The sequence below is a fragment of the Desulfogranum japonicum DSM 18378 genome (assembly GCF_000429945.1).
Lineage (GTDB): Bacteria > Desulfobacterota > Desulfobulbia > Desulfobulbales > Desulfobulbaceae > Desulfogranum > Desulfogranum japonicum.
This window is the reverse complement of the sequence record NZ_AUCV01000030.1, coordinates 59,115-81,105: the sequence shown is the minus strand read 5'-3', so window position 1 is coordinate 81,105 and position 21,991 is coordinate 59,115. Positions and strand designations below refer to the sequence as shown.

General features: G+C 45.8%; 18 protein-coding genes and 2 pseudogenes. 8 read left to right on the top strand and 12 right to left on the bottom strand.

All coding sequences use genetic code 11. The features are described from left to right. A pseudogene (locus tag G493_RS0114370) lies at positions 1 to 208 on the bottom strand (IS110 family transposase); the annotation flags it as partial. A gap of 105 nt (positions 209 to 313) precedes the next feature. After that, a complete protein-coding gene (locus G493_RS0114365; RefSeq protein ID WP_028580957.1) occupies positions 314 to 1,822 on the bottom strand; it encodes a PAS domain-containing protein in 1,509 nt (502 codons plus the stop codon). 185 nt (positions 1,823 to 2,007) lie between these two features. Here G493_RS0114365 and G493_RS34665 point away from each other — a divergent pair. Further along, positions 2,008 to 2,169: pseudogene (locus tag G493_RS34665) on the top strand (SDR family NAD(P)-dependent oxidoreductase); the annotation flags it as partial. A 287-nt stretch (positions 2,170 to 2,456) separates the two neighbouring features. Here G493_RS34665 and G493_RS0114355 read toward each other — a convergent pair. Together G493_RS0114355 and G493_RS0114350 are read right to left on the bottom strand one after the other, a co-directional pair. Next, a complete protein-coding gene (locus tag G493_RS0114355; RefSeq protein WP_028580956.1) occupies positions 2,457 to 3,320 on the bottom strand; it encodes a DMT family transporter in 864 nt (287 codons plus the stop codon). Positions 3,321 to 3,332: 12 nt separating this feature from the next. Then, positions 3,333 to 4,271, bottom strand: coding sequence for an AraC family transcriptional regulator (locus tag G493_RS0114350; RefSeq protein ID WP_051309313.1), 939 nt, complete (start codon positions 4,269 to 4,271; stop codon positions 3,333 to 3,335). A gap of 556 nt (positions 4,272 to 4,827) precedes the next feature. On the opposite strand from G493_RS0114350, the gene G493_RS0114340 reads away from it, so the two are divergent. Further along, entirely contained in the window at positions 4,828 to 5,496 is a 669-nt protein-coding gene (locus tag G493_RS0114340; RefSeq protein WP_205623689.1) for a carboxymuconolactone decarboxylase family protein, read from the top strand. 552 nt (positions 5,497 to 6,048) lie between these two features. Continuing rightward, positions 6,049 to 6,555 carry a cyclophilin-like fold protein gene (locus tag G493_RS32270; RefSeq protein ID WP_167332850.1) on the top strand — a complete coding sequence of 169 codons (507 nt, stop codon included), beginning with the start codon at positions 6,049 to 6,051 and terminating at the stop codon, positions 6,553 to 6,555. A gap of 268 nt (positions 6,556 to 6,823) precedes the next feature. Here the strand turns inward: G493_RS32270 and G493_RS0114330 are convergent, their stop codons facing one another. The 6 genes from G493_RS0114330 to G493_RS0114305 all read right to left on the bottom strand — a co-directional run bounded on the left by G493_RS0114330 (position 6,824) and on the right by G493_RS0114305 (position 13,543). Further along, the gene (locus tag G493_RS0114330; RefSeq protein ID WP_028580952.1) at positions 6,824 to 7,444 is read right to left on the bottom strand and encodes a flavodoxin family protein; all 621 of its coding nucleotides are present in this window, start codon (positions 7,442 to 7,444) and stop codon (positions 6,824 to 6,826) included. 80 nt (positions 7,445 to 7,524) lie between these two features. Then, complete coding sequence (locus tag G493_RS32265; RefSeq protein ID WP_153306533.1) at positions 7,525 to 10,449, bottom strand: transglycosylase domain-containing protein; 2,925 nt, start codon at positions 10,447 to 10,449, stop codon at positions 7,525 to 7,527. A gap of 143 nt (positions 10,450 to 10,592) precedes the next feature. Beyond that, positions 10,593 to 11,270, bottom strand: a complete 678-nt coding sequence (locus G493_RS0114320) for a TIGR01621 family pseudouridine synthase (RefSeq protein WP_028580951.1) — start codon at positions 11,268 to 11,270, stop codon at positions 10,593 to 10,595. 257 nt (positions 11,271 to 11,527) lie between these two features. Then, positions 11,528 to 12,103 (bottom strand): AAA family ATPase, encoded by a 576-nt coding sequence (locus G493_RS29350; RefSeq protein WP_035274540.1) that lies wholly within the window; start codon positions 12,101 to 12,103, stop codon positions 11,528 to 11,530. A gap of 54 nt (positions 12,104 to 12,157) precedes the next feature. Beyond that, positions 12,158 to 12,763, bottom strand: a complete 606-nt coding sequence (locus G493_RS29345) for a DNA-3-methyladenine glycosylase I (RefSeq protein WP_035274538.1) — start codon at positions 12,761 to 12,763, stop codon at positions 12,158 to 12,160. 228 nt (positions 12,764 to 12,991) lie between these two features. Next, complete coding sequence (locus G493_RS0114305; protein WP_028580950.1) at positions 12,992 to 13,543, bottom strand: hypothetical protein; 552 nt, start codon at positions 13,541 to 13,543, stop codon at positions 12,992 to 12,994. A 199-nt stretch (positions 13,544 to 13,742) separates the two neighbouring features. Here G493_RS0114305 and G493_RS0114300 point away from each other — a divergent pair, with 199 nt between their 5' ends. After that, positions 13,743 to 15,077 (top strand): hypothetical protein, encoded by a 1,335-nt coding sequence (locus tag G493_RS0114300; protein ID WP_205623688.1) that lies wholly within the window; start codon positions 13,743 to 13,745, stop codon positions 15,075 to 15,077. A 37-nt stretch (positions 15,078 to 15,114) separates the two neighbouring features. Here G493_RS0114300 and G493_RS0114295 read toward each other — a convergent pair whose 3' ends face one another. Next, the gene (locus tag G493_RS0114295; RefSeq protein WP_028580948.1) at positions 15,115 to 16,008 is read right to left on the bottom strand and encodes a universal stress protein; all 894 of its coding nucleotides are present in this window, start codon (positions 16,006 to 16,008) and stop codon (positions 15,115 to 15,117) included. A 21-nt stretch (positions 16,009 to 16,029) separates the two neighbouring features. Continuing rightward, positions 16,030 to 16,833, bottom strand: coding sequence for a universal stress protein (locus G493_RS0114290; protein WP_028580947.1), 804 nt, complete (start codon positions 16,831 to 16,833; stop codon positions 16,030 to 16,032). Between the two features lie 640 nt (positions 16,834 to 17,473). On the opposite strand from G493_RS0114290, the gene G493_RS29340 reads away from it, so the two are divergent. The 4 genes from G493_RS29340 (at position 17,474) to lon (ending at position 21,944) form a co-directional block, all read left to right on the top strand. Continuing rightward, complete coding sequence (locus G493_RS29340) at positions 17,474 to 17,809, top strand: hypothetical protein (protein ID WP_051309311.1); 336 nt, start codon at positions 17,474 to 17,476, stop codon at positions 17,807 to 17,809. A 315-nt stretch (positions 17,810 to 18,124) separates the two neighbouring features. Next, positions 18,125 to 19,183, top strand: coding sequence for a sulfite exporter TauE/SafE family protein (locus G493_RS29335; RefSeq protein ID WP_051309315.1), 1,059 nt, complete (start codon positions 18,125 to 18,127; stop codon positions 19,181 to 19,183). A 157-nt stretch (positions 19,184 to 19,340) separates the two neighbouring features. Further along, on the top strand, positions 19,341 to 19,622 hold the full coding sequence (locus tag G493_RS0114275) for a hypothetical protein (protein WP_028580946.1): 282 nt from the start codon (positions 19,341 to 19,343) through the stop codon (positions 19,620 to 19,622). Positions 19,623 to 19,919: 297 nt separating this feature from the next. Then, positions 19,920 to 21,944 (top strand): endopeptidase La, encoded by a 2,025-nt coding sequence (gene lon, locus G493_RS0114270; protein ID WP_028580945.1) that lies wholly within the window; start codon positions 19,920 to 19,922, stop codon positions 21,942 to 21,944. Positions 21,945 to 21,991: the final 47 nt, after the last annotated feature.

The window sequence follows — 21,991 nt, the reverse complement described above, 5'->3', positions numbered from 1 at the left end:
CCACAATCGGGCAGTCATTTGCTTGCAACCACGCTCTGAGTTCTATGAGCTCATCGGTGAATGTTCCAAATTCCCTCACCTCAGATTCCTCCAGGCCCTGGGAGCCCCTGGTGAGCAGGCAGGCCGATATTTTCTCTTTGTGAACATCCAATCCGCAACATACCGGATGAATAATTGAAATCGCTGGGGTATCTTGTCCTTGAGTCATGGCTATCCTCCTTCATGATTAAATTTAAGCGGTTTTTTCAGAAGGATATAGGATAGCTATGACTCGCCCTCTATTTCAACACTCAAGTTTCATGCTTCGTTGTGACTACTTGTCCTTGTCATGGGGGTTAGCAGAAATCATCTCAAGCTCCAAATCATATGGGGTGGCTTTCTCAACTGCTTTCCAGATCGCGTTTTCAAGGTTTGTTCTGTGCACACCATGATAGAAGGAAAGACCTGTTTCCACCGGCACGTCTTGACAATGTTCAATATCGTATATTCGGGCTACTTCATCGGTAGTTCTTGCTATATTCGTTTTTGGATCAAATTTCCAAGCGCCAATTCTAGCCATTTTGCCGATATCATGAAGCAATCTATCTTTTTCCCGTAATATTTCCTCCTTCTGCTTGCGCTCCGTAATATCCTGAACAAAAGCAACATGAAATTCTTTTCCCTCAAACCGTATCAGGTTTTCTACAATCTGGACTGGAAAAATCTCACCATTTCTTCGCTGATGTTGCACTTCAATACTTCTGGAGCCAACCTCATCAAGTATATCAATCCCCTTTGCCCAATCTTCTGATTGGAGTTCCGGTGTAAAATCGAAGGCAGCCATACCGCATAGTTTTTCTTTACTGTAACCAAGACTCTTACATCCCTGTTCATTGACATCAAGAACTTGAGCGTCTCTTCCCATTTTCCATATACCGATGGGAGCCTTCTCAAAAATGAACTGCGTTATGCGTAAGGATTCCTCAGCCTGTTTACGTTCAGAAATATCCTGGACAAAAGCAACAGAATAGAGATTCCCTTGATACTCCAAAGAGTTGCTGAAAATCTCCACAGGAATTACGGAACCGTCCTTCCTAGTATGTTCCCTCAAAAGATATTGCGTTTTGCGTTGAATTAAATTTTGCCATAATAAATCCCAGGATTTGCTGTCCACCTCAGGATCGATATCGCTAATAGAAAGCGTTTCCAGTTCCTCCTTAGAATAGCCCGTGAGTTCCGCGGCTTTGGGGTTTACCTCTTGTATCTGCCCATCCGATCGAATGAGCTGGATGCCAATATTAGCGGTATCAATAATGAAACGAGCCAGACGCAAAGATTCTTCGATTTGTTTACGCTGAGTAATATCCGTGTGAGATCCAACCATGCGAAGCGGTTTTCCTTCTGTATCCTTCTCAATCGCTTTTCCTCGGGAAAGAATCCAATGCCATGCATTGTTTTTGGCTTTCATCCGAAACTCAATGGAAAACGGCGTGTGATCCTTCAAAGCTTTTTGCACAACTGCTTCGCTCGCCTCAAGGTCATCCGGGTGAACCAGTTGACGCCAACTCTCATACGTTGGTGCAAATTCATTCGGCTCATAACCCAGCATGGTATAATAACTCGGACTGAAGTAGACCTGACCGGTTTCAGTACCCCAATCCCAGATACCGTCGTTGGTTGCCTCAAGCACCAGACGCAGCCGCTCTTCGCTCTCCTGCAGAGCACAGTTATGCACACTTTCGATCGTATGGGGAGCTCTCTGCTGTTCAAGTTTAGCTACGCGCTTTCGCATTTTCCGCAGTTCGTCAATCAGCTGAGACTTGTCTTTGTTCTCATCTATCATATTGATGATTCCTGAATAATCGTTCTGGTCAGTCAACCCGGTCAAACCCCATACAGGTCAGCAGAATAAAAATTTGGTTATCGAGATAATTCCAAACAGGTAAATCAAATATTTAACGTAATTGTATCACATATGCTCCTGACAGAAAAAACGGACAGAAGTTCAATTCATTTTTTCTTTAATAAGTGAATGCAATGTGTCCCGGATGGGTGCAGACACGCATGAGTGCAGGAGGTGGAACCAAGACTCCGGAAGAAGGAGCAGATACGGCGGTATGGCTTGCAACGTTACCTGATGACGGGCCTACCGGAGGCTTTTTTAGAGATCGAAAATCAATACAATGGTGATATTGAACGATTCTACCTGAACTCAATTGCTTTGAAGGATAGCGGAAAAGACTACATATCCTAAAATTGCGCGAAGTATCGGTCTGCGCATATTTGCAGGGCGTGAACAATAGCCTGCATTCCTTAACTAGTGCCTGTCCATAAATGGTCTTTTTCCCCAATTTTTGCGTTATGCTTAAAATTTTATCCTCGAAGGTAAGCGAAGACTCCGATATCAACTATATGTCTGCGGTAAAATTTATCGCATGCCTTGAACTTGAGCAAAAATCCTCATCTATGGACAGGCACTAACTAGATTGTCTGCCGACCATCATTGTTTTGAAAATACCACTGAACAGTATAAGGCCGCAGCCGGAAATCTGCATAGGATGAAGGGATTCATGAAATATCGTCCAACCAAATATTACCACGGCAACTGGTTCGAAATACGCAATGGTTCCAAATAGAGCTACTGGCAATCGGCTGAGTGCGGCAACTGCAAAAAAGATTGCCAGGAATCCTGGGAAGAACCCGACGGTTAGCAGCCAGGGAATGTCATGTATACTGACTTCATGTATGGAAAACATGACAAAGGGAAGCATTACAACACCACCAGTAAATAATTGCCAAAACGTCCTGGTGTAAACGTGAATTTTCTGGCTGATGAGCCTGTTTATCAGGATAAATCCCGCATAGGATGCGGTTGCCAGCAAACCGTAACAAATCCCGACAAACTCCCGACTTTCCCTGCTGATTTCAATTTTAAACTCTAACATCATTCCAAAACCAAACAAGGCAAGACAGATCAGGGCAAGAGCAGAAAATGTCAATCGTTCACCCAAAAAGAAGTGAGCAATAACTGAGGCGACAAGCGGTGCAAGATAAACCAGCATGATGGCATTTGCCATCGATGTATAATTCATTGCCTGTACATAAAAAATGATAAAACCAGCCAGGAGGACGCCATTAATGAGGACCGGCCAGGAAGGCCACCCTTTTACCAGGTGCGTCTTCCTGATGAGTGTGAGAAAAAGCAACATAAAGCCAGCACCGAAAATAAGCCTGAAAAAAGTTATGATTTCAGCAGGCAAACCGGTAAGCTTTGAAAAAACACCTATCGTCCCCATAAGGACTGCAGATAAAAATGCATAAACAAACGCAATCACATCCATAGCGAAATATAATCAATTTGTTGTGGTTGCGAGTATCCTTTTGATATCCCGTGATGGAGGTGCTCCAAACAGACGGCTGTACTCACGGCTGAACTGTGAGGGGCTTTCATAACCGACCTCAAAAGCTGCTGTTGTCGCATCTTTCTGTTCCAGGAGCATACGTTGCCTGGCCTCATTCAATCGCAACTTTTTCTGAAACTGCAAAGGCGTCATGGCTGTAACAGCCCGGAAGTGATAATGCAGGCTGGAAGTACTCATTCCTGCCAGTGCAGCCAGCTCATCAATTTTGAACGATTTATCAAAATTTTGTTTCAACCATTCAATGGCACGTGCGATCTGATGACTGTGACTTCCAATCATGGTCATCTGTTGCAATCGTTTTCCCTGTTCCCCTGTAAGTAGACGGTACACTATTTCCTCTTGAACAAGAGGCCCCAGTACAGGAACATCTTGGGGATGCTCAAGCAGCTGTATCAAACGATGAAAGGCCTGAGTGAGAGGTAAATCCAGCCTACTGACAGCTAACGCCCTGTCAGCTGGCAGGTTTCTGGAACTTGAAAGGTGATCATTCAACATCATTTGAGCAATCTGTTTTTTTTCGAGTCGTAATGTAAGGCCCAGGTAAGGTTTGTCTTTGCTCGCTTCAAGGATCTGGGCTGACACCGGCAAGTCAATCGATGTGATCAGATAATGATCCTGATCATACAAATACTCATCATCACCAAGTACCACACGTTTGTGTCCCTGCGCAATCAGACAAACCGCTGGTTCCTGCACATAGCTGGTCAGTTCTGTGGGAGCCTCATACCGATAGATTGATAATGGTGCATAAAGGGTTGTCGGTTTATTGCCTCTGGTGAGAGTATAATTGTCTATTTTATCGACCATTGTCTTTATAAGGTCTTTAAGAACGTTGCTCTCGTTCTCAATATTTTGGGTCTCTGTTTGCATAAGCTTCCTCCTGATTCAGATTTCCTCAAATACTATCCTCATAATAACCGTTTACAAGGTAATTCGTATTTTCTGGAGAATCGTGCAAAGATTGTGGAGGATCATTCTAACAGGAATTCCGAGACCTGCTTATAGTAGTTTGCAAGTGACTGCTCACAGTACACCTGGTCTTTCTGCGATCAGCCCGTCGTACGTATGCCCCCATACGCGACGCCAGTCTGTTTGCGAAAACATCAGACACCCTGAAACCAGCTATATATTCGATTGTGCAAAGTTCCAGACAAAATATGACAAGAAATGGATTAATGGTTTTAGAAGAAAAGTGCACCCTGGCTAATATAGTTGAAATTCCAAAACTACGCACAGGCAATCAAAGAAGCTGCCAACCTGGGTTACAGACACATAGATACAGCGCAGGCTTACCAAAATGAAAAGGTAACAGATGAACAATACCTGGGAAAATGAGGAGCCAACCATGAAAATATATTTGAATATGTTTCTAATGTTCCTGTTTTTTTGCACTCCTGCTCTGGCAATCAATTCTGAGGATAACACAATGAGTAATGACCAGGCACTGACTTCGCGTCAGCAAGCAATAATCCCCATAGCTGCATTTACAGCTGATGGTAATCTCGACAAACTGAAACCGGCACTCGTCAAAGGCCTGGAGGCGGGGTTGACAGTCAATGAGATCAAAGAAGCGCTGGTGCACCTGTATGCCTATACAGGTTTTCCCCGTAGCCTGAATGCGTTGGCTACATTCATGACAATCGTTGATGAACGTAAAGCACAAGGTATAGAGGATGTCATTGGAAAAGAAGCAAGTCCTGTTCCGCCTGACTTTGATAAAGATCAATACGGTGCACAGGTACGGGCCAAACTTGCCGGGCTGGAAAAAGATATCTCCGGCGCAAAATGGCAGGAGTTTACACCTGTCATAGACACCTTTCTCAAGGAGCACCTGTTCGCTGATATCTTTGTCCGTGATGTGCTCAGCCACCAGGACAGAGAACTGGTAACCATTGCCGCTCTTGCTAATTTGTCCGGAGCTGGAAGCCAGCTCGGTTTTCATATTGGAGCGGCCATGAATACCGGTTTGACAGAAACGCAGGTGAAGAATTTTGTTTCTGTTCTTACTTCCGAGGTCGGTAAAGCCCAGGGGGATTCCGCCCAAAAAGTTCTCGCAGAGGTTCTGAAAACAAGGAAATACGATTCACGGTACTGAGAGATCTGGTGAACCCATGTTTTACTATCACCAGATCTCTTGCAGAATAGTCTTGTTCATGGTGCTCCTGAGCTAAACGCGACCAGCCTGTTTACAAAAAATTATGTTGGTGCGTATGACGCACCCTACTTTTGCCCTGTAGCTATAACCCAAAAACGAATCTGCCAATGTCTTTCGCATGGCCCCGGACTGTAGGGTGCGTTATACGCACCGTATCAAATACTATGACGACACCTGACGACGCAGAAAATAAGCCCTCGATTTCAATACAAATAAAGCACAAAAATATCAGGTGCGCAGTAACAGGTTACACATACCGGGCCCTCCCTATGGACAATAACAACGAATAAATTATGGAGACAAAACTATTGATCACATTGGGCTGGATACTTGCGGTATCTGTCTGTCTTACCTTGGGAGCCTGTGCACTTTTCAACCAGCCCAGGTTTGGCAAACTCCCACAGGGAAACAGGCTTGAACACATAACACAATCGCCAAACTACAGGGATGGGGAGTTCCAATATCCAATCCCTACGCCTGTTTTTTCCCAGGATGTCAGTACGTTTTCTGTTATCTGGGACAATCAATTTAACAAAGCTGACCAAAACACTGTGGGCGGGGTTTGCCCTGGAAACATCTGAACGAAGCATCTTTTTCAGCGGAGACAGTGGCTATGGTCCGCACTTTTCAGAGCTCGGCCAGACCTTTAACGGATTTGACCTGGTACTCCTTGATTGTGGCCAGTACGATCCACGATGGTCCTATATCCATATGCCCCCCGGAAGAGGCCTCACAAGCTGCCCAGGATCTTGGAGCCCGCGCTCCTATCCTGCCCATGTTGGCAGATTTACCATTGCCAATCATTCGTGGGATGAACCCTTTATGCGGATACAGGCAGGCACCCTTGCCTACTATGCCCCCTGGGGAGATGTGGTCATGTTTTATAAAAAATTTGGCTCTGCCTCCGGCTTGTACGAACTTGGCCAGGCAGTCTCAGGAAGTGAAAATATAGAAAAGATATCAGGCAAGATAGAAATTCTCAAAAGCAGTGGCGAATGAGCCCTACCCTTTAACGAGAAAATAATTTCATTTCGCCCAAAGAGTATTCGCCTTATTGAGCGAAATGAAATCTATCTTGCCATGTAACTACTCATAGGGGAAACGGATAAACTTGTAACTCCCAGGTATTTGTAACTGGTTACAGGGCGCCTGAGATTTATGCAATCAGGCTGGCGCAGCGTATTGGGTCATACGTAAGCCAGGCTGATCGCGGAAAGATCAGGTGCACTGCGAGCAGTTACCTTGCCATAATGACAAGGTGATCTTTTTATCGAATAAAACTCATTTTATTCCTGTTTTCCAGATCCGGACATGGAACCGTGCTCTTGGCAACATCAATGCATTTCAGCAACCAGACCATATTTTTAGCCAGGATTCTCATGGTTTGCAGCCCTTCTTCATCCTGACGTGCTTCCTCAGCTTTTGTACCATGGATTTCATTCCAATAATTGGATGAAACGATAGGCATCTGGGCAAAAGTAAAATACTTATTGAGCCTGTCAAATGCTGCGCTGTTTCCACATCTCCGACTACTGGTAATGGCGGCTGCAGGTTTGAAGGCATAGGGATCTGCCTTTTGATAAAAGACTCTATCCAGAAATCCACATAATGAGGCATTGGGTCCGGCAAAGTAAACGGGAGATCCGATTATCAAACCGTCTGCCTTCTTCAAAAGATCAATACACGCATTAACCTTATCATCTTTATAGATACAGTATCCTGTTTTTACACACCCCATACAGGCGGTGCATCCTTTGACACCCTCTTTTCCTATATGAAGCATGGTGCTTTCCACATCATGCTTTTCGAGTTCCCCGGCTATTTCATCCAGTGCGACCTTTGTACAGCCATTCTGGTGTGGACTGCCGTTTACGAGCAAAACATTCATTACGTTATTCTCCTATAGAAACGATTAAATATTCCCCCCTCTGCAGGGAAGATAATTGTTCAAAATCCGGGAGAAGACCATCAGGGTAGAGTTCCGGCCATTGAAACAACATGTGTATAATTCAACAAATTCTTGAGCAGGTTATTAAAAACACGTGCTGGTCCGGTTCCTCCGTATACACCCTCCATTGCAATCGGCGTATCATTACCAAGCCAAACACCAACAACAAGATCAGAACAATATCCTATAAACCATGCATCAACAAACGCATCTCCGGTCCCGGTCTTTCCAGCGATCATAATATTTTTTGACAAGCCTCTAACAGCCTGCTTTCCTGTGCCCTGGCGCACCACGTCACGTAGCATAAGGTTCATGTTGGAGATATCTTCCTTTTGAAATATCCGCCTGGCTCTATGCTCAGGTCGATGCCAGATGGTTTTACCGGATTCACTGGTAATCGAATTCACGGTATAAGGTGTTACTTCTCTTCCTCCATTGGCAAAAACAGCGTATGCTGCTGTCATTTCAATGAGGGAAACGCCACTCTGACCAAGGGCAAGCCCCCACTGTTTTCCCAAAGTCTCGGGTTGTATTCCCAAACGCTCAACTGTATCGAATAATGCATCAAAACCAACATGGTCATGCAGCAGGCGGACAGCTGCCGTATTGATTGAATGGACGAGACCATCGTGAAGGCTGACTGTATTATACTTTCTTCCATCGTAATTCTGGGGCCGGTATGGTTCGGCCCGACCTCCCATCGGGATAGAGAGAGGTCCGGCATAAATACTGGAAGATGGCTTGAATCCGGCTTCAAGAGCTGCCAGATATACAAAGGGCTTGAATGTGGATGCCGGAGGCCGAGGTAGAAGTCCCGTGGTACGCTTGGCTCTGTTAAAGTGCCTTCCTTTCTCACCAACACCTCCCACCATTGCGAGTACTTTCCCGTCGGGTCGCATGACCACCACAGCTCCCTGGCTCACAGGCTTACCGATATTTTTGAGATAGGCGATTTCCTTGCTCAGGACTTTTTCCGCATACACCTGAACTTCGGCGTTCAAGGTCGTCAACACCTTATAGTTTCCTTCAGGAAACGATTCCATAAGCGGCGCGACATCAGCTTTAGCCCATTGCCAGAGGTGCCCCAAATATGGTTTATGCAGGGTTTTGTATCCCTTGAGGGGCTTGAATCCCTCATGCAATGTATCTCCAGGCTCTGCGTATCCATACTTTTTCATAAGGGCAAGGATAAGCTTCGCACGTTTGTTGGCATTGTCCCGATCCTGGTGCCAATTCCAACTAGGTCGTTTTATGGCTGCCGCCAAATACGCGGCTTCACTTACCTGCAGATCGACTGCTTTCTTATTGAAATAGTCTCTGGCAGCCATTTCTATGCCATAATTACCGTTGCCGAGATAGATTCGGTTCATGTAGAAATCGAGAATTTCTTCTTTGCTCAGACCTGTCTCCATTTTTAAAGCCCAGACAAGCTCACTGAGTTTACGGGTAACTGAACGTTCCTCACTTAAAAATAGATTTCTTGCGAGCTGCTGCGCCAGAGTACTGTTTCCGTGACAGGCGCCATTGGACAATGGACTCAACTTGGAGGCAGCACAATACAGACCTGCCTGGGTAAATTTCGCCAGGATATACGAGGCTCCATGGTCATAAAAGCGATGATCTTCACTTGCTACCACGGCATGCTGAAAATCTTCTGAAATGTTCTCCAGGCTGGTGTTCAGGCTATAGTCATAACGATTGCCGAAAAGGCGAATCCTGCTTGTATCGTTGTCATTATATTTTTTCACATGAAAATGAGCAGATCGTGCCAGTTGCCTTGTTTCCTCGGCACCGGGAAGAGTACCCCACTGAAAAACCAGAACCAGACTGCCGGCTATGCCTATGGCCAGAACAAAAACTGCCGAGATACGTAGCAATCCTGCGATTGGAAAACGGTTGCCATGTCCTTGAGACAGGTTATGCAATACTTCCTCAGCATACTGACGAATTCTGTAATCTTGATGATTACGTAATTTTTGCAGTATCTTGCGTGCTTTTCTGGTTTTATTTTTTTGAAGATATATTTTTGCTTTGGCTAAAAGTTGTTCCCCCTCTTCAGTGGCTTGTCTGCCATCACTCTTATCAGTATATGCAGTTGCATTGGGGGTAAAACCAGTCTCTGCACCAAGTGGAAAAGGCCTCTCACCTGTCAGAAACACCATGGTTGATTCCCATACACCATACTCGGTGGAAAATCGCCCCTGGATGCGGGCTTTCTCCATAAGGGAAGCCAGCCATATATCATGGCCGCGCATGATGCGCAGGCTGATTACCTGCCCCAGTAAGGCAGCTGTTAAAATCCCGACCAGCGAGCACAACACGACCATTCCATGGAAAGGGTGCGACAAGGCACCTGCCGTTATCCCGCATAACGGGTAATGGGTCAACAGCACAACAATGACATATGCCTTAGCAACGGGATTATGCTTTGCCTGATATTGTAAAAATGCATTTGTCCCATGCCTTGAAGCCCCCAACTGTCTAAGACTCTGCACTGCCAACAACAGCCAGCCGAGAAAAGCGGCAGAGAGGTGAACAGCTCCATAAACAACCCAGGCAGTGGACTTGCTGCCCAGTTCCGGTAGCAAAGGAAACGTATAAACAAACGAAAATAATCCGGGCGCAAACGAATCAAAGGCAATGTTCTGCAAGGCCTGCAAGGCAAATAAAAATGCCAGAAGGCTGCTCACAACGGCACCTGTGGTGCGCTGCAGTCGCAAACGAAAAAAGTATCTCAGTGGTTGATCGGGAAGCGGTGGCTTTACAGCACCTTCATTGGGAACGGTCTGGACTGTATATATCCACAACCAGAATCCAGCAAGATGCCATAAAATGGCCATCGCCAGAAAGGCGAGAAAAAGATCTATTTGAAAGGAAAAGGAGAAAACATCCATAAAGCATTCAATCCCCTTCCTGTACAATTCCGGACCTGTATCCCAATACATGGATATGATCCAGACAACAAGGTATAGAATGCCAAGTCTTATGGCCCCTCTAATCAAAACTCTTACTCCTTAGGGTCGCGGAAAATACCGAATTGAGAGACAAGCAAGATTGGATAACATATTTTTTCCGTGACCCTTAACGTTTACAAATGCTTTTCAGGCCAGGGAAGGCTTGAAGGAGACGTCCATTGAGCAACCAATTCGTTGACCTCTTGACCAACATACAATTCTCCTTGATCAGGCATCGCTGTAAAATGATACAACCTACCTGCAAGTACAAACTCCAGATGCCAGGCATGCAGATATGTCCTGTCGCTCTCTTTTGCACCGTAAAGGGTATCTCCAAGAATTGGTGTACCCAGCGAGGCCATGGCCACCCGCAACTGATGGGTTTTACCCGTCAACGGTTTCAGCAGGTACATACGGATTCCGGGAACCAGACTTCTGGAAAAAAATTGGGTTACGGCCGGATGTTCCATTGAACGTAACAATTTATACCTGCTGCGGCGAGCTTTAGCCATATCTCCGGCTATGCGCCCCTGCTTTTTTTTAGGTTTTCCCTCTGCCAGAGCAAGGTAATATTTCTGGACTCCATGTTCAGCAAACAGTGTGGAAAATACTCTTGCAGCTTCTGGTGTACGAGCAAACAGCAACAAACCTGAAGTTACGGTATCCAGTCTATGCACAGGGTACCATTTTTTCCCTGTATCATGAGCCAGTTGCGCTGCCACCCCCAGGTTTCCAGACTGACTGTGAAAATGAACGCCAGCAGACTTGTTGACCACAATAAAACTTTCTTCTTCAGCTAGAATCTGATACACGCACACTCCGTACTCATATTATCTTTACGAATGCTTGTCGAAAGGCAAGAACAGACCCGTGGAGCCTGTCTATACATGATCTTTTTAGCCATTTTTTGCGTTACACATAAAATTTTATCCTCAAAGGTAAGCGAAGACTGCGATATCAACTATATGTCTGCGGTCAAATGCATCGCATGACCTAAATTTGAGCAAAAATACTCCTTTATGCACAGACACTACCTGAAGGATAAAATCTTATCGTCGAAGTAGCAATCTCACCTACAAGTGGGAAAATTCGACCGCATATCGGATGGTATGGAATGGCCTTTTTTGTAGCGATAATCTACTTTTAATTTTTCTTTTAATTCATCAAAACATTCTATCGGCGTTTTTTCTGATGTATCAATTATTATATGCTCTTCAATCCATTCATCATATTCTCTTTCGAGAATATTCTGCCATCTCGGAAGATTTAAATTAGGAATATCTGAGCTTCTGGATGTGGCTCTTTGTTTATGTATTTCTTTGATTGAGCAAATAATTTCAATATTCACAAAGGAAGCATTGGCTGTTACGGCAACTTCTTGCCACTCATTTCTTGTCAACTTTATAGGGTTGCATGAATCAGCTATCACGTTATTTCCGAGCAATAAATTGTCGCTGGCTATTTTGTAAGCCAACCGATATCCTTCCCCCTCAACTTTGAAATCACACAAATCCCTGATCCCTTGCTCAATCGTATCTATCCTTAGATAGGTTGCTTTGATGCTGTTCGCAAGAGCTTTTGCAAGAGTTGTTTTCCCAACTCCAGGCAGGCCGGAAAATATATATAGGGTAGAGGGAGTACTCATTTCAGAAGGTTAATGTCGGTAATGACACGCAAAAAATGGCAGCCTACAGCCTTACTATTTCTTGTCGATGTCGATAGCATTGTTACAAAATCTCATCTTTTTGATTTCTTTGTGGCGGAAACAGTCGACTGTGTGGTCATTTACCATACCCACTGCTTGCATAAAGGCGTAGCAAATCGTCGAGCCCACGAAATTGAACCCTCTCTTTTTCAAGTCCCTACTCATCATGGCTGATAATTCTGTTTTGACAGGAACCTCTTCCATGGATTTCCAGGCGTTCTGTATAGGACGGCCTTCAACATAACGCCAAAGATATGAATCCAGTGATCCATACTCCTCTTGAATGCCAACAACCCCTCGTGCATTTTTAATTGCCGATTCCAGTTTGAGCCTGTTGCGGACAATGCCGGAATCCGAAAGCAAGCGTGTCACATCTTTGTCAGTATACTTGGCAATGCGTTCATAGTCGAAGGAGTGAAATGCTTTTCTGTAGTTCTCTCTCTTCTTCAAAATAGTCAGCCAGCTCAGACCTGCTTGTGCGCCTTCCAGTATCAGGAATTCAAACAAGAGTCGATCATCATGAACGGGAAGCCCCCATTCATGATCATGATAAGCCACATAGAGTGGGTCGGTTCCGCACCATTCACATCTTTTCTTCATCGTCTTCCTTTGTATCCAGCATAATGCGCACTGCCCTGCGCTTTTTATAGGTGAAAAAACATACGCCCGGCAAGCAGTCAAAGACGGATAATCCTCTCAGAACGCCTTTTTAGATGTATTTGTATAGCGCCCATGAGCCGAGTTACTAATCAGCGCCGACAAAAGCAATGCCACTCTTTCCAATAGAGCTAATACCTTTTGTGATCCTCCCGGACAAGGATATTTTTTTTACGGCCTTTTCAAATTTGTGTCGGCAAGTGCTGCAAGCCGCTCTATAAACTCCTCTGATAAGCTTTTATTTTCACGCAAAGCATCAGGAACGGCACTGGTGGAGCCGTATTGTTTTCTAAAAAAATCGGTGATGAATTCATCGTGAAGCGCTCGGGATTTACGCAACATCCCTGGAGCATTTTGCTGGATATTCGCCGGCAGGATTTGTAACTCAGAGATAAAAGTTACTTCCATATCCGCTGCATGCAACATCTTGAGCATCGCTTCAAGTCCCCCGTCACGAACGTAGTTCGTAAATCGGTCGAAATCCTCTCGGGTGAGCTGCGGGGCGCCGCCAAGAAACTTGACTATGGAAAACGCAATGCTCACAAGAGTGCTCGTACAGATTTGTTTGATAAAGCCTGCATGAGCGGCAATGTGATCACCGGTTTGCGCCATCAATTGCTGATGAGAGTCAAGCCCCTGACGTGGATGATCAGTATACAATGGAGACAAAACGTCGGACTGGATTTGTGCAATTTTTGATTGCAGAGTAAATGGGTTCAGCATACTTCCTCCTAAAACGACGAGATCTGGAGTGAACACGTTTCACTATCCATAAAATCAATTTTCTGTCAATGACAGCATATTGTGACCGCAAAGGATATACCTGACATAAGCAATTGCGTTTGACCTCAACCTATAAAAAGTACTACACTGTAGATATAAACGTTATCATACATTCTATCCTCCAACTGAGGATTACAGCTTGACCATGCGCAGTACTCTTTTTAGCCAGACAATAGTCTCTCTTCCACTTCTCCTCCCTTTGCTCATAACATCTTCAGGCTATTATGTCCCAAGTAACGATAATTTCAGCACCCCATCAATACTTTCCGGCACCACAGGAACAATCAGCACTTCCAATGTCCAGGCGACCAGTGAGCAGGGAGAGCCCAACCATGCATCCGGAACAGTCCTGGGGGCGTATTCATCTATTTGGTTTGAGTATACCGCACCCTCGAACGGTGACATCTTTTTCAACACCTTTGGCAGTACATTTGATACAACCCTTGGCGTCTACACCGGCTCGGCCGTCGACAGCCTTACGGCACAGGCCAACAATGACGACACGGGAGTGGATTATCAAAGCCTGGTTACCTTTTCTGCTACAGCAGGAACAACCTACTATGTTGCTGTTGATGGGTACGACGCTTCGGAACAGGGTGATGTCATCCTTGCATGGGGCATTGCCCCGCCCAACGATGACTTTGTCAATGCAACCGTTATTTCAGGGACAACTGGTCAGATTTCCGGGTCGAATATTCTTGCCACGGCTGAACCAAACGAACCCAACCACGGAGACGGCATCAGTTTAACTGCTTATGTCTCTGTATGGTACAGCTTCACGCCTTCCCAGGACAGTTCTTTCTACTTTCAAACCTTGGGAAGCAGCTTTGATACAACCCTTGCCGTCTACCGTGGGAGCAGTCTGGACAACCTGGTCAAGATGGCGGGAAATGATGATGTTGGCTATGAATATTCCAGCCTGGTTACTTTATCTGCTCAAGCTGAAACTACCTACTTTATCGCTGTGGATGGGTACGACGAGATGGAACAGGGAAATATCGTTCTCAGTTGGGGCGGCCCTCCAGACAACGACAATTTTGCAGATGCCCTTCAACTGTCAGAAGACAGCGGCACAGTATCAGCTACTAATCTTGCGGCCACAGCTGAACCCGATGAACCCAATCACGGAGATGGTTACGGCCAGACAGCATATTCTTCCATCTGGTTCAGCTACAAAGCCACTAAAAGCGGTAAAATCACTTTCAACACCTATGGCAGCCGAATTGATACGACCCTGGCTGCATATAAGGGCACATCAATCAATACGCTGGTGAAACTGGTGGATAATGACGATTATGGTTCGGACTTTTCAAGCCAGATCATCTTCTCTGTGCAGAAGGATATTACCTATTTTGTCGCAGTTGACGGGTACGATGAGCAGGAACAGGGAGATATCACGCTGAGTTATCGTTATCTTTTTCCCTGGAATGTATTTATCCCGGCCATTCAAGCCAGTACGCCGAATGACACATAGTTCTTTTACTCTGAAACAGAATTTTTACCTATCGCCCCTACTCTTCAATACAAAAAGCCGAAACAGGAAGAAATGAGCTTTCCGGAGCTGACTGTTTCACCACCAGCACAGGACATGGAGTTATTGAGGCAAGACGCTCACTTACACTGCCTCCCATGACTTCAAAAAACGATAAAGCCCTGTGACTGCCAATGATAATAAGGTGAATATCATGCTCCTGTACATATTCAACCATACTTTTTTCAGGCAGATCCCAACTCATGGCGGGATGGGCCAAAACATCTCTGGCTCCTGCTCTCTCGACAAAGGCCTGCAGCAGTTTTCGAGCCTTCCATTCAGCATCCTGCTTATACTCATAGCGTAGTGATCTCTCTACTGGCAAATCTATGGAACAGATGCCGTGCACCTGGCTGCCATAGCTCAAGGCGATATCAAATGCCCTTGCTTCAGCTTCCAGACTGGCTTCTGAACCACTGATCCCCACCAAAAGATTGGTAAAACGCATCTCTGTTTCTTCTGGAAGTAACAACACATCACAATGGCTATAGCTGATCACCTCGGCCAGAATACGCCCTGACAACATACGTTCCACATGATGACGCCTGGAACTGCCAAGCAGAATAAGGGAAGCATTCACCTCCCTGGCAACGGCGACAATTTCATTGCCCGGCTTACCTCTCCGGTACATTGTATGTAGCTCAAGACCTAATGAATCTGCATATTCCACAGCCTGGTCAAGAAATTGCCGAAATGGCTCAGCCAATTCACGTTCCGCATCGTCTATGCAGAAACGGTTCATATTCCCTTCATAATGGGGAATCACAGAAACCAAAAAAACCCTGGCCCTGAGATTGGCGGCCAGTACCAAAGCCTCTTTAAATACAACTCGACTGGTATGGGAAGCATCAACTGCTGCTACTATTGTTTTCATATCATGCTCCTTACGAACACTCTATTTTGCGGGCTCTACCGATATATGCATATGCTTTTTCTTTGCAGGCGTGGATCTGTGCGTATCCATAGGGAGCCCATACCTTTGGGGCCGCCCCCTCTTCCTTGGTGAAATTGGCGATTTTAGACAGTGTGCCAAAGTTTTACAGCTATCAAGCACAGAATATTGCAGATAGCAGCAAAGCCATGCTGTACATGCCGGCAGTACTCCATAACAGCCGCCTTTGGTCCAGTATTCCATGATAGTGTCTGCCTGCAGAATAAATGTCATATAGAGCGCCATCAGGGCAATAGCTTTCAAACCGGCCCACATTGCCATTCCCCTTATCTCTGGTGGTGCCTGGGTCAGGTTCCATGTATCACGTACCTTTTTTTCAGGAGAAAAGGATACCCTGACAGGGACCTGCTCATTTTTTCGCATAATAAAAACAGGAACCGTTGCTGTGGCTGCACTGTATTCCTGAATACCATGATCCAAAACTATAAAATCCAGATTCCTGACCAAGCGGCAAAGACGATGTACAACCTTGCTGACCTTTCCTGTTTCAAAGACATGGTCGACGGAGACGTTCTTTGTTGAAGCTATCTGCCTGAACATTTCCATTCGCTTATATGCAGCTTCCCGAAACAGTTTATCGCTTCGTCCCCCCTCCCATAAAAAAGGCCATGTATTGACAAAGACAACCAACACCCTGAACCCCAGTCGTTCAGCGCTGGCAAGGGAAAACTGCATGGCCGACGAAGAAAGACGACAATTTCTGGTAACGATGAGAATGACAGGTGTGATTATGGCATTGCTTTTCATGGTGCACCCTCTTTGCCCTGGGGTTCTGTTCGTTGATGCATGAACTTGGCTTTACAGATATCTTAATCAAAAACTGTACCACCCTTTGCGCGCAACGCATCGCATTGTTTTAACGATACAAACATCTCAACAAGGCCTATCGCTCCAACAACAATGTTGCAGTTTGCAACAATCCAGCTATCTCTATATTTTCAATTCTCGTGCCCCTGAAAACAACCCCTCTGTAGAGATAGAGATTTAACATTTAAATTCAGCAGGTTAACAAATAAAATCCAGGTTCAACCAGGACACATCCTATGTGCATATACCTGCAGTTTACCAAACCATAGTTGCATTATGCAACACCTCTAAACAGAAACCATGCATACCATTGAATTATCGCAAATAACTTTACATATCGCCGAGATAGTGTTGCATTTCGCAACGTTTTCCAGAGAACCCTAAAAAACAATTAAATACTTGATTTTATTAATTTATATTGAAAAACATACTCTGGCATTCCTATTGCTTTACACAGGGGTAGTATCAACCCATCACGACACAGAGCTATTACAGGTGATTGCGTAGTTGATATGCGAATTGTTGTCAGAACAGGTCGAAAGTCACCGTTCATTTTCTTAGCATAAGGAGATTCACCACAATGAGCCAGAATGTACAACTCCAAACGCAGTTAACATCCCAGAAGAAAAAGCGCTCTTCCACCGGTCAGCAAAAAAGCACAGCCACTGAACTGGATAAAAGGACGCAACCTGCCTTCACACCCAAAAGGCCGGTAGGAAAAATGCTGTTGTTCGGCGCCCTTTCTCTCGCAGCCTATGGGTTTCTTTTCTTCAATGAAGCACTGGTCACCAAGACATTTACCCTCGGGGGATGGCATGCCGCATTTCCGGTTATGACCGCATTTTTGTTCTCGTTTGTCCACGGAGCTTTTGCGAGCAATCTGCTCACCGTTCTCGGTCTTGAAGCAAAAAAATAATTCGGGCTTACAATCCGTTATAAGGAGGAAGACATGAAAAAATTGCTTTTCGTACTGCTGACAGTACTTGCACTCACATCGCTGGTCTGTACGGCCTATGCAGGGGGGCCACCACCAAAAAATGTTTTGAAAGGTGTGTTTGTTCAGGTAGATGCCAAAGCAGGTACAGCGTCAATTAAACTTGATGGTCACGAAGACCTCAAAGTGCTCTCCCTGGGTGAAGCCATAAAAGCTGAAGACGTTACCCTGGACAAAAAAGTACTTGTCAGCCTGGATACCCATGCAGGCCCGAATGTCATCAAAGACATATCCATCATGTTTATGGATATGACGGTCACAAAAATCTGCGCATTTCTGGTGATCGGTCTCATTGGTGGACTGCTCTCCGGTTTCATCGGTTCAGGTGGCGCATTTGTCCTCACTCCGGCAATGATGTCTCTGGGTGCTCCCGGTGCGGTGGCTGTTGCCAGTAACATGTGCCATAAATTCCCTAAAGCAATGGTTGGTGCATACAAACGATGGAAATACGGACAGGCAGACCTGAAATTAGGCCTGGTTATGGCCGTAACCGCAATCATTGGTGTACAGATAGGTATCAAAATTCAGAAATTCATCCTTGATCACTGGGGTAATGCAGGATCAAACCTGTATGTCAGCGTCGTTTTTGTCTGTGTGCTCCTGTTCGTTGGCGCATACGTCCTGATGGATGCCATGAAAGGTTCCAAAGGCAACGCGGAAGCCAAGCCTTCAAAACTTGCCATTTCCCTGCAGAAAATCAACCTGTGGCCTATGATGGAGTTCAAAGTTGCCCAGGTACGAATCTCTGCATGGATCACCATTCCGGTTGGTCTGCTTACAGGTATGCTGGCTGCAACAATCGCAGTTGGTGGTTTTATAGGTGTTCCCGGCATGATTTATGTCGTTGGTGCGTCTGCATTGGTATCCAGTGCAACGGAACTGGTTGTAGCCTTCATCATGGGTGCATGGGGATCAATCCAGTGGGGTATTTCAGGTCTTATTGATATCCGTATGACCCTGCTGATTCTTGCCGGTTCACTCATTGGTGTTCAGCTCGGTGCATTGGGCACAACCTATGTCAAAGATTATATGATCAAACTGGTTATGTCTGCTGTAATGTTGATTGTTGCGGTCTCCCGCGGAGCCAAAATACCAGGATATCTTGCTGATCTTAATCTGATTCCACAGCTCAAAGAAAGCATGGTATTCGGTCTTGATCAGATCAGTTTCTGGGCATTGATGGCAGCTCTTGCTGTAGCGGGCATCATCATCTCTGTCGCCATGATCAAGGGCATGCTGCAGGCAAATGCAGAAAAACAGGCACAGGTCGTTGGTGAAGCAGTCAATCACAGCTGAAGCCTGCACGTTCGGCAACTACATTCTTCGCACAACGAAGAAAACTATGCCAGTCCACTCCCCTGATCAGCACGAACAGTGCCATGTCAGGGGAAGTGAAACCTGACAAAAGGAGGTGTTTTCAAACATCACCTCCTTTCAGCCCGAGAGGAAAGCCATGGAACCCATACAATATTTCGCAGTTGTTGTTGCTGCTGTAGGTGCCCTGCATTTGCTCTCTGTATGCACAAAATATGCATCCAGGCAAAACACAGAAAAAAAGAAATCTGTTGACAAGGCAGAAGGTATTGATTCTCGCCGAGATGATTGGTATGTATTTTTTCATTGCGCCCAATTAACCGGCAGGCAATCGGTACCCAACAAGGCACAAAACCCGCAACCTTCAACAAAAAAAATCAAGAAGCCTGGCAAGCAGCGTCGCCCTGCGCTTCGAGTATAGTTTTTGCCCCATACACGATCTTGATCGTATCCCTCTTCAGCCTGACATGAGCACCATCAACCAACTGCATCTGGTTATCTCCAAGCGGTGCTCTTGTCAGGGGGGCAAATACAACAACAGTTCACCGGGGTATGAACAAACAGGCATAACCCGATATCTGTAATCGTTTGTCCAGTACTCCAGGTGCGTTCAAACAGGCCTCCTCCCAAAGACAACTAGAGCGATGAGGCCTGTTTGAACGAAAATGGGTTGCTGGTAAACGGCTACCAGCCATTATCGCACTAGGGAGTCCCCAAGATGTTCTTTAAAAAAAAGGACGCGCACGTTGAGCCTGCCCCGGAGCAGGAAGTTGAAGATTCTCACCTGGATGAGCTCAAAGCCAGAATCGCAAAGGCTGACCTGCCACAACCTGCGAGTGAAGCCATCCACCGAGAGCTTGAACGACTGGAAAAATCAGACCCCGGCCTCGCCGAATATGGGGTCAGCCTCAACTACATTGACCTGATCCTAGCTCTTCCATGGAACACCTTCACCCAGGGACACCTCAACCTGCAACGAGCAGCAGCTATTCTGGATGAACGGCACTTTGGCCTGAACCAGGTTAAGCAGCGTATCCTGGAATTTCTGGCAGCAAAAACATTACGAGAAACAGTTGCCCAGACAATTTTACTGGTAGATGATGAAGACATTGCCCGGGCAAATATGGATCATTTTCTCGGCAAAGCCGGATATGTCTGCAAATGCGCAACCAATGGTGTCGAAGCCCTGGAAATTCTGCAAAAAGAAGATATAGATCTCATTATCAGCGACCTGAAAATGGACCAGATGGATGGCCTGGAGTTGCTTGACAGGGTCAATCAGTCTTATCAGGATATCCCAATGATTCTGGTCACCGGATTTGCCACTGTTGATTCTGCAGTGAAAGCATTAAAAAACGGTGCAGCGCATTATCTCGGCAAACCGGTTAATCTAAATGAACTTAAAAAGACCGTTGAAGAAACGCTTCGTATAAAACGCACCAATGAAATAAGTAAAGGCCCCATCCTCTGTTTTACTGGCCCTCCGGGTACTGGTAAAACGACCGTTGGGCGAGCCATTGCCGAAGCCCTACATATGCAGTTTATACGGGTTTCTCTAGCCGGTCTGCGTGACGAAGCTGAGTTGCGAGGGCACAGACGTACATATGTTGGGGCAATGCCTGGGCGAATAATAAATGAGCTGAAGCGAGTAGGTGTAAACAACCCGGTTTTTATGCTGGATGAGCTGGACAAGATTGGTAAAGATTTCCGGGGGGATCCCGGTTCTGTTATGCTGGAGGTCCTTGATCCTGAGCAGAATGTTCGGTTTATGGACCATTATCTGGATGTACCGTTTAACCTCTCCAGGATTATGTTCATTGCCACGGCAAACGACCTCAGCCAATTGCCAGGCCCCTTGCGAGACCGCATGGAGGTCATAGAATTCTCAGGATATACAGAACGGGAAAAAAACCAAATAGCGCGTAAGTTCATTATACCACGACAGTTGAAAGCAGCAGGACTTGACAGGGAACCCATCAGCTTCCAACCGGAAGCCATTACCAAAATAGTTACTGAATACACTAAGGAATCAGGATTGCGTAATCTTGAAAGAGAGGTTGCGACTATCTGTAGAAAACTGGCATTTAACAAACTCAGTTCACCAGATCAGTCTGTGGAGCACGAAATCCGTAGTGATATGATCAAGGAATTCCTGGGGCCAAGAAAATTTTTCAAGGACGCTGCAGAAAAAGAACCCAAGATCGGGATAACCACTGGACTGGTCTGGTCAGCCACTGGCGGAGAAACAATCTCAGTGGAATCAGTCTCCATGAAGGGAAACGGCAGGCTTATCCTGACAGGTTCGCTGGGAGAAATCCTTCAGGAATCCGCGCAAACGGTACTCAGTCTTATCAGGAGCCGTGCTGCTGAATTTAATATCGAGCAGCAGATGTTTCATGAGTATGACATCCACATTCATTTTCCTGCAGGAGCGGTCTCAAAAGACGGGCCGTCAGCTGGAATAACCATTTTTGCAGCCCTTCTCTCACTCCTCACCCAAACGCCATCCAAACGCGATATAGCCATGACCGGTGAGCTTTCCCTGAGCGGCCGCGTTCTGCCGGTAAGCGGCATTCGGGAAAAACTTCTTGCTGCGCAACGTTCGGGAATCACTACCGTGTATCTTCCCGAGGCTAATGGTGAAGAGGTGGAAACCATTCCCCAGGAACTGCGGGATGGATTGGAGGTGGTCCTGGTAGACCATGTTGACAAAATGATACCAATACTGCTGAATAGGGCATAAAGCTGAAATATCCTATCCAAGGGCAGCCTGGACAGCGAAGACCTTCA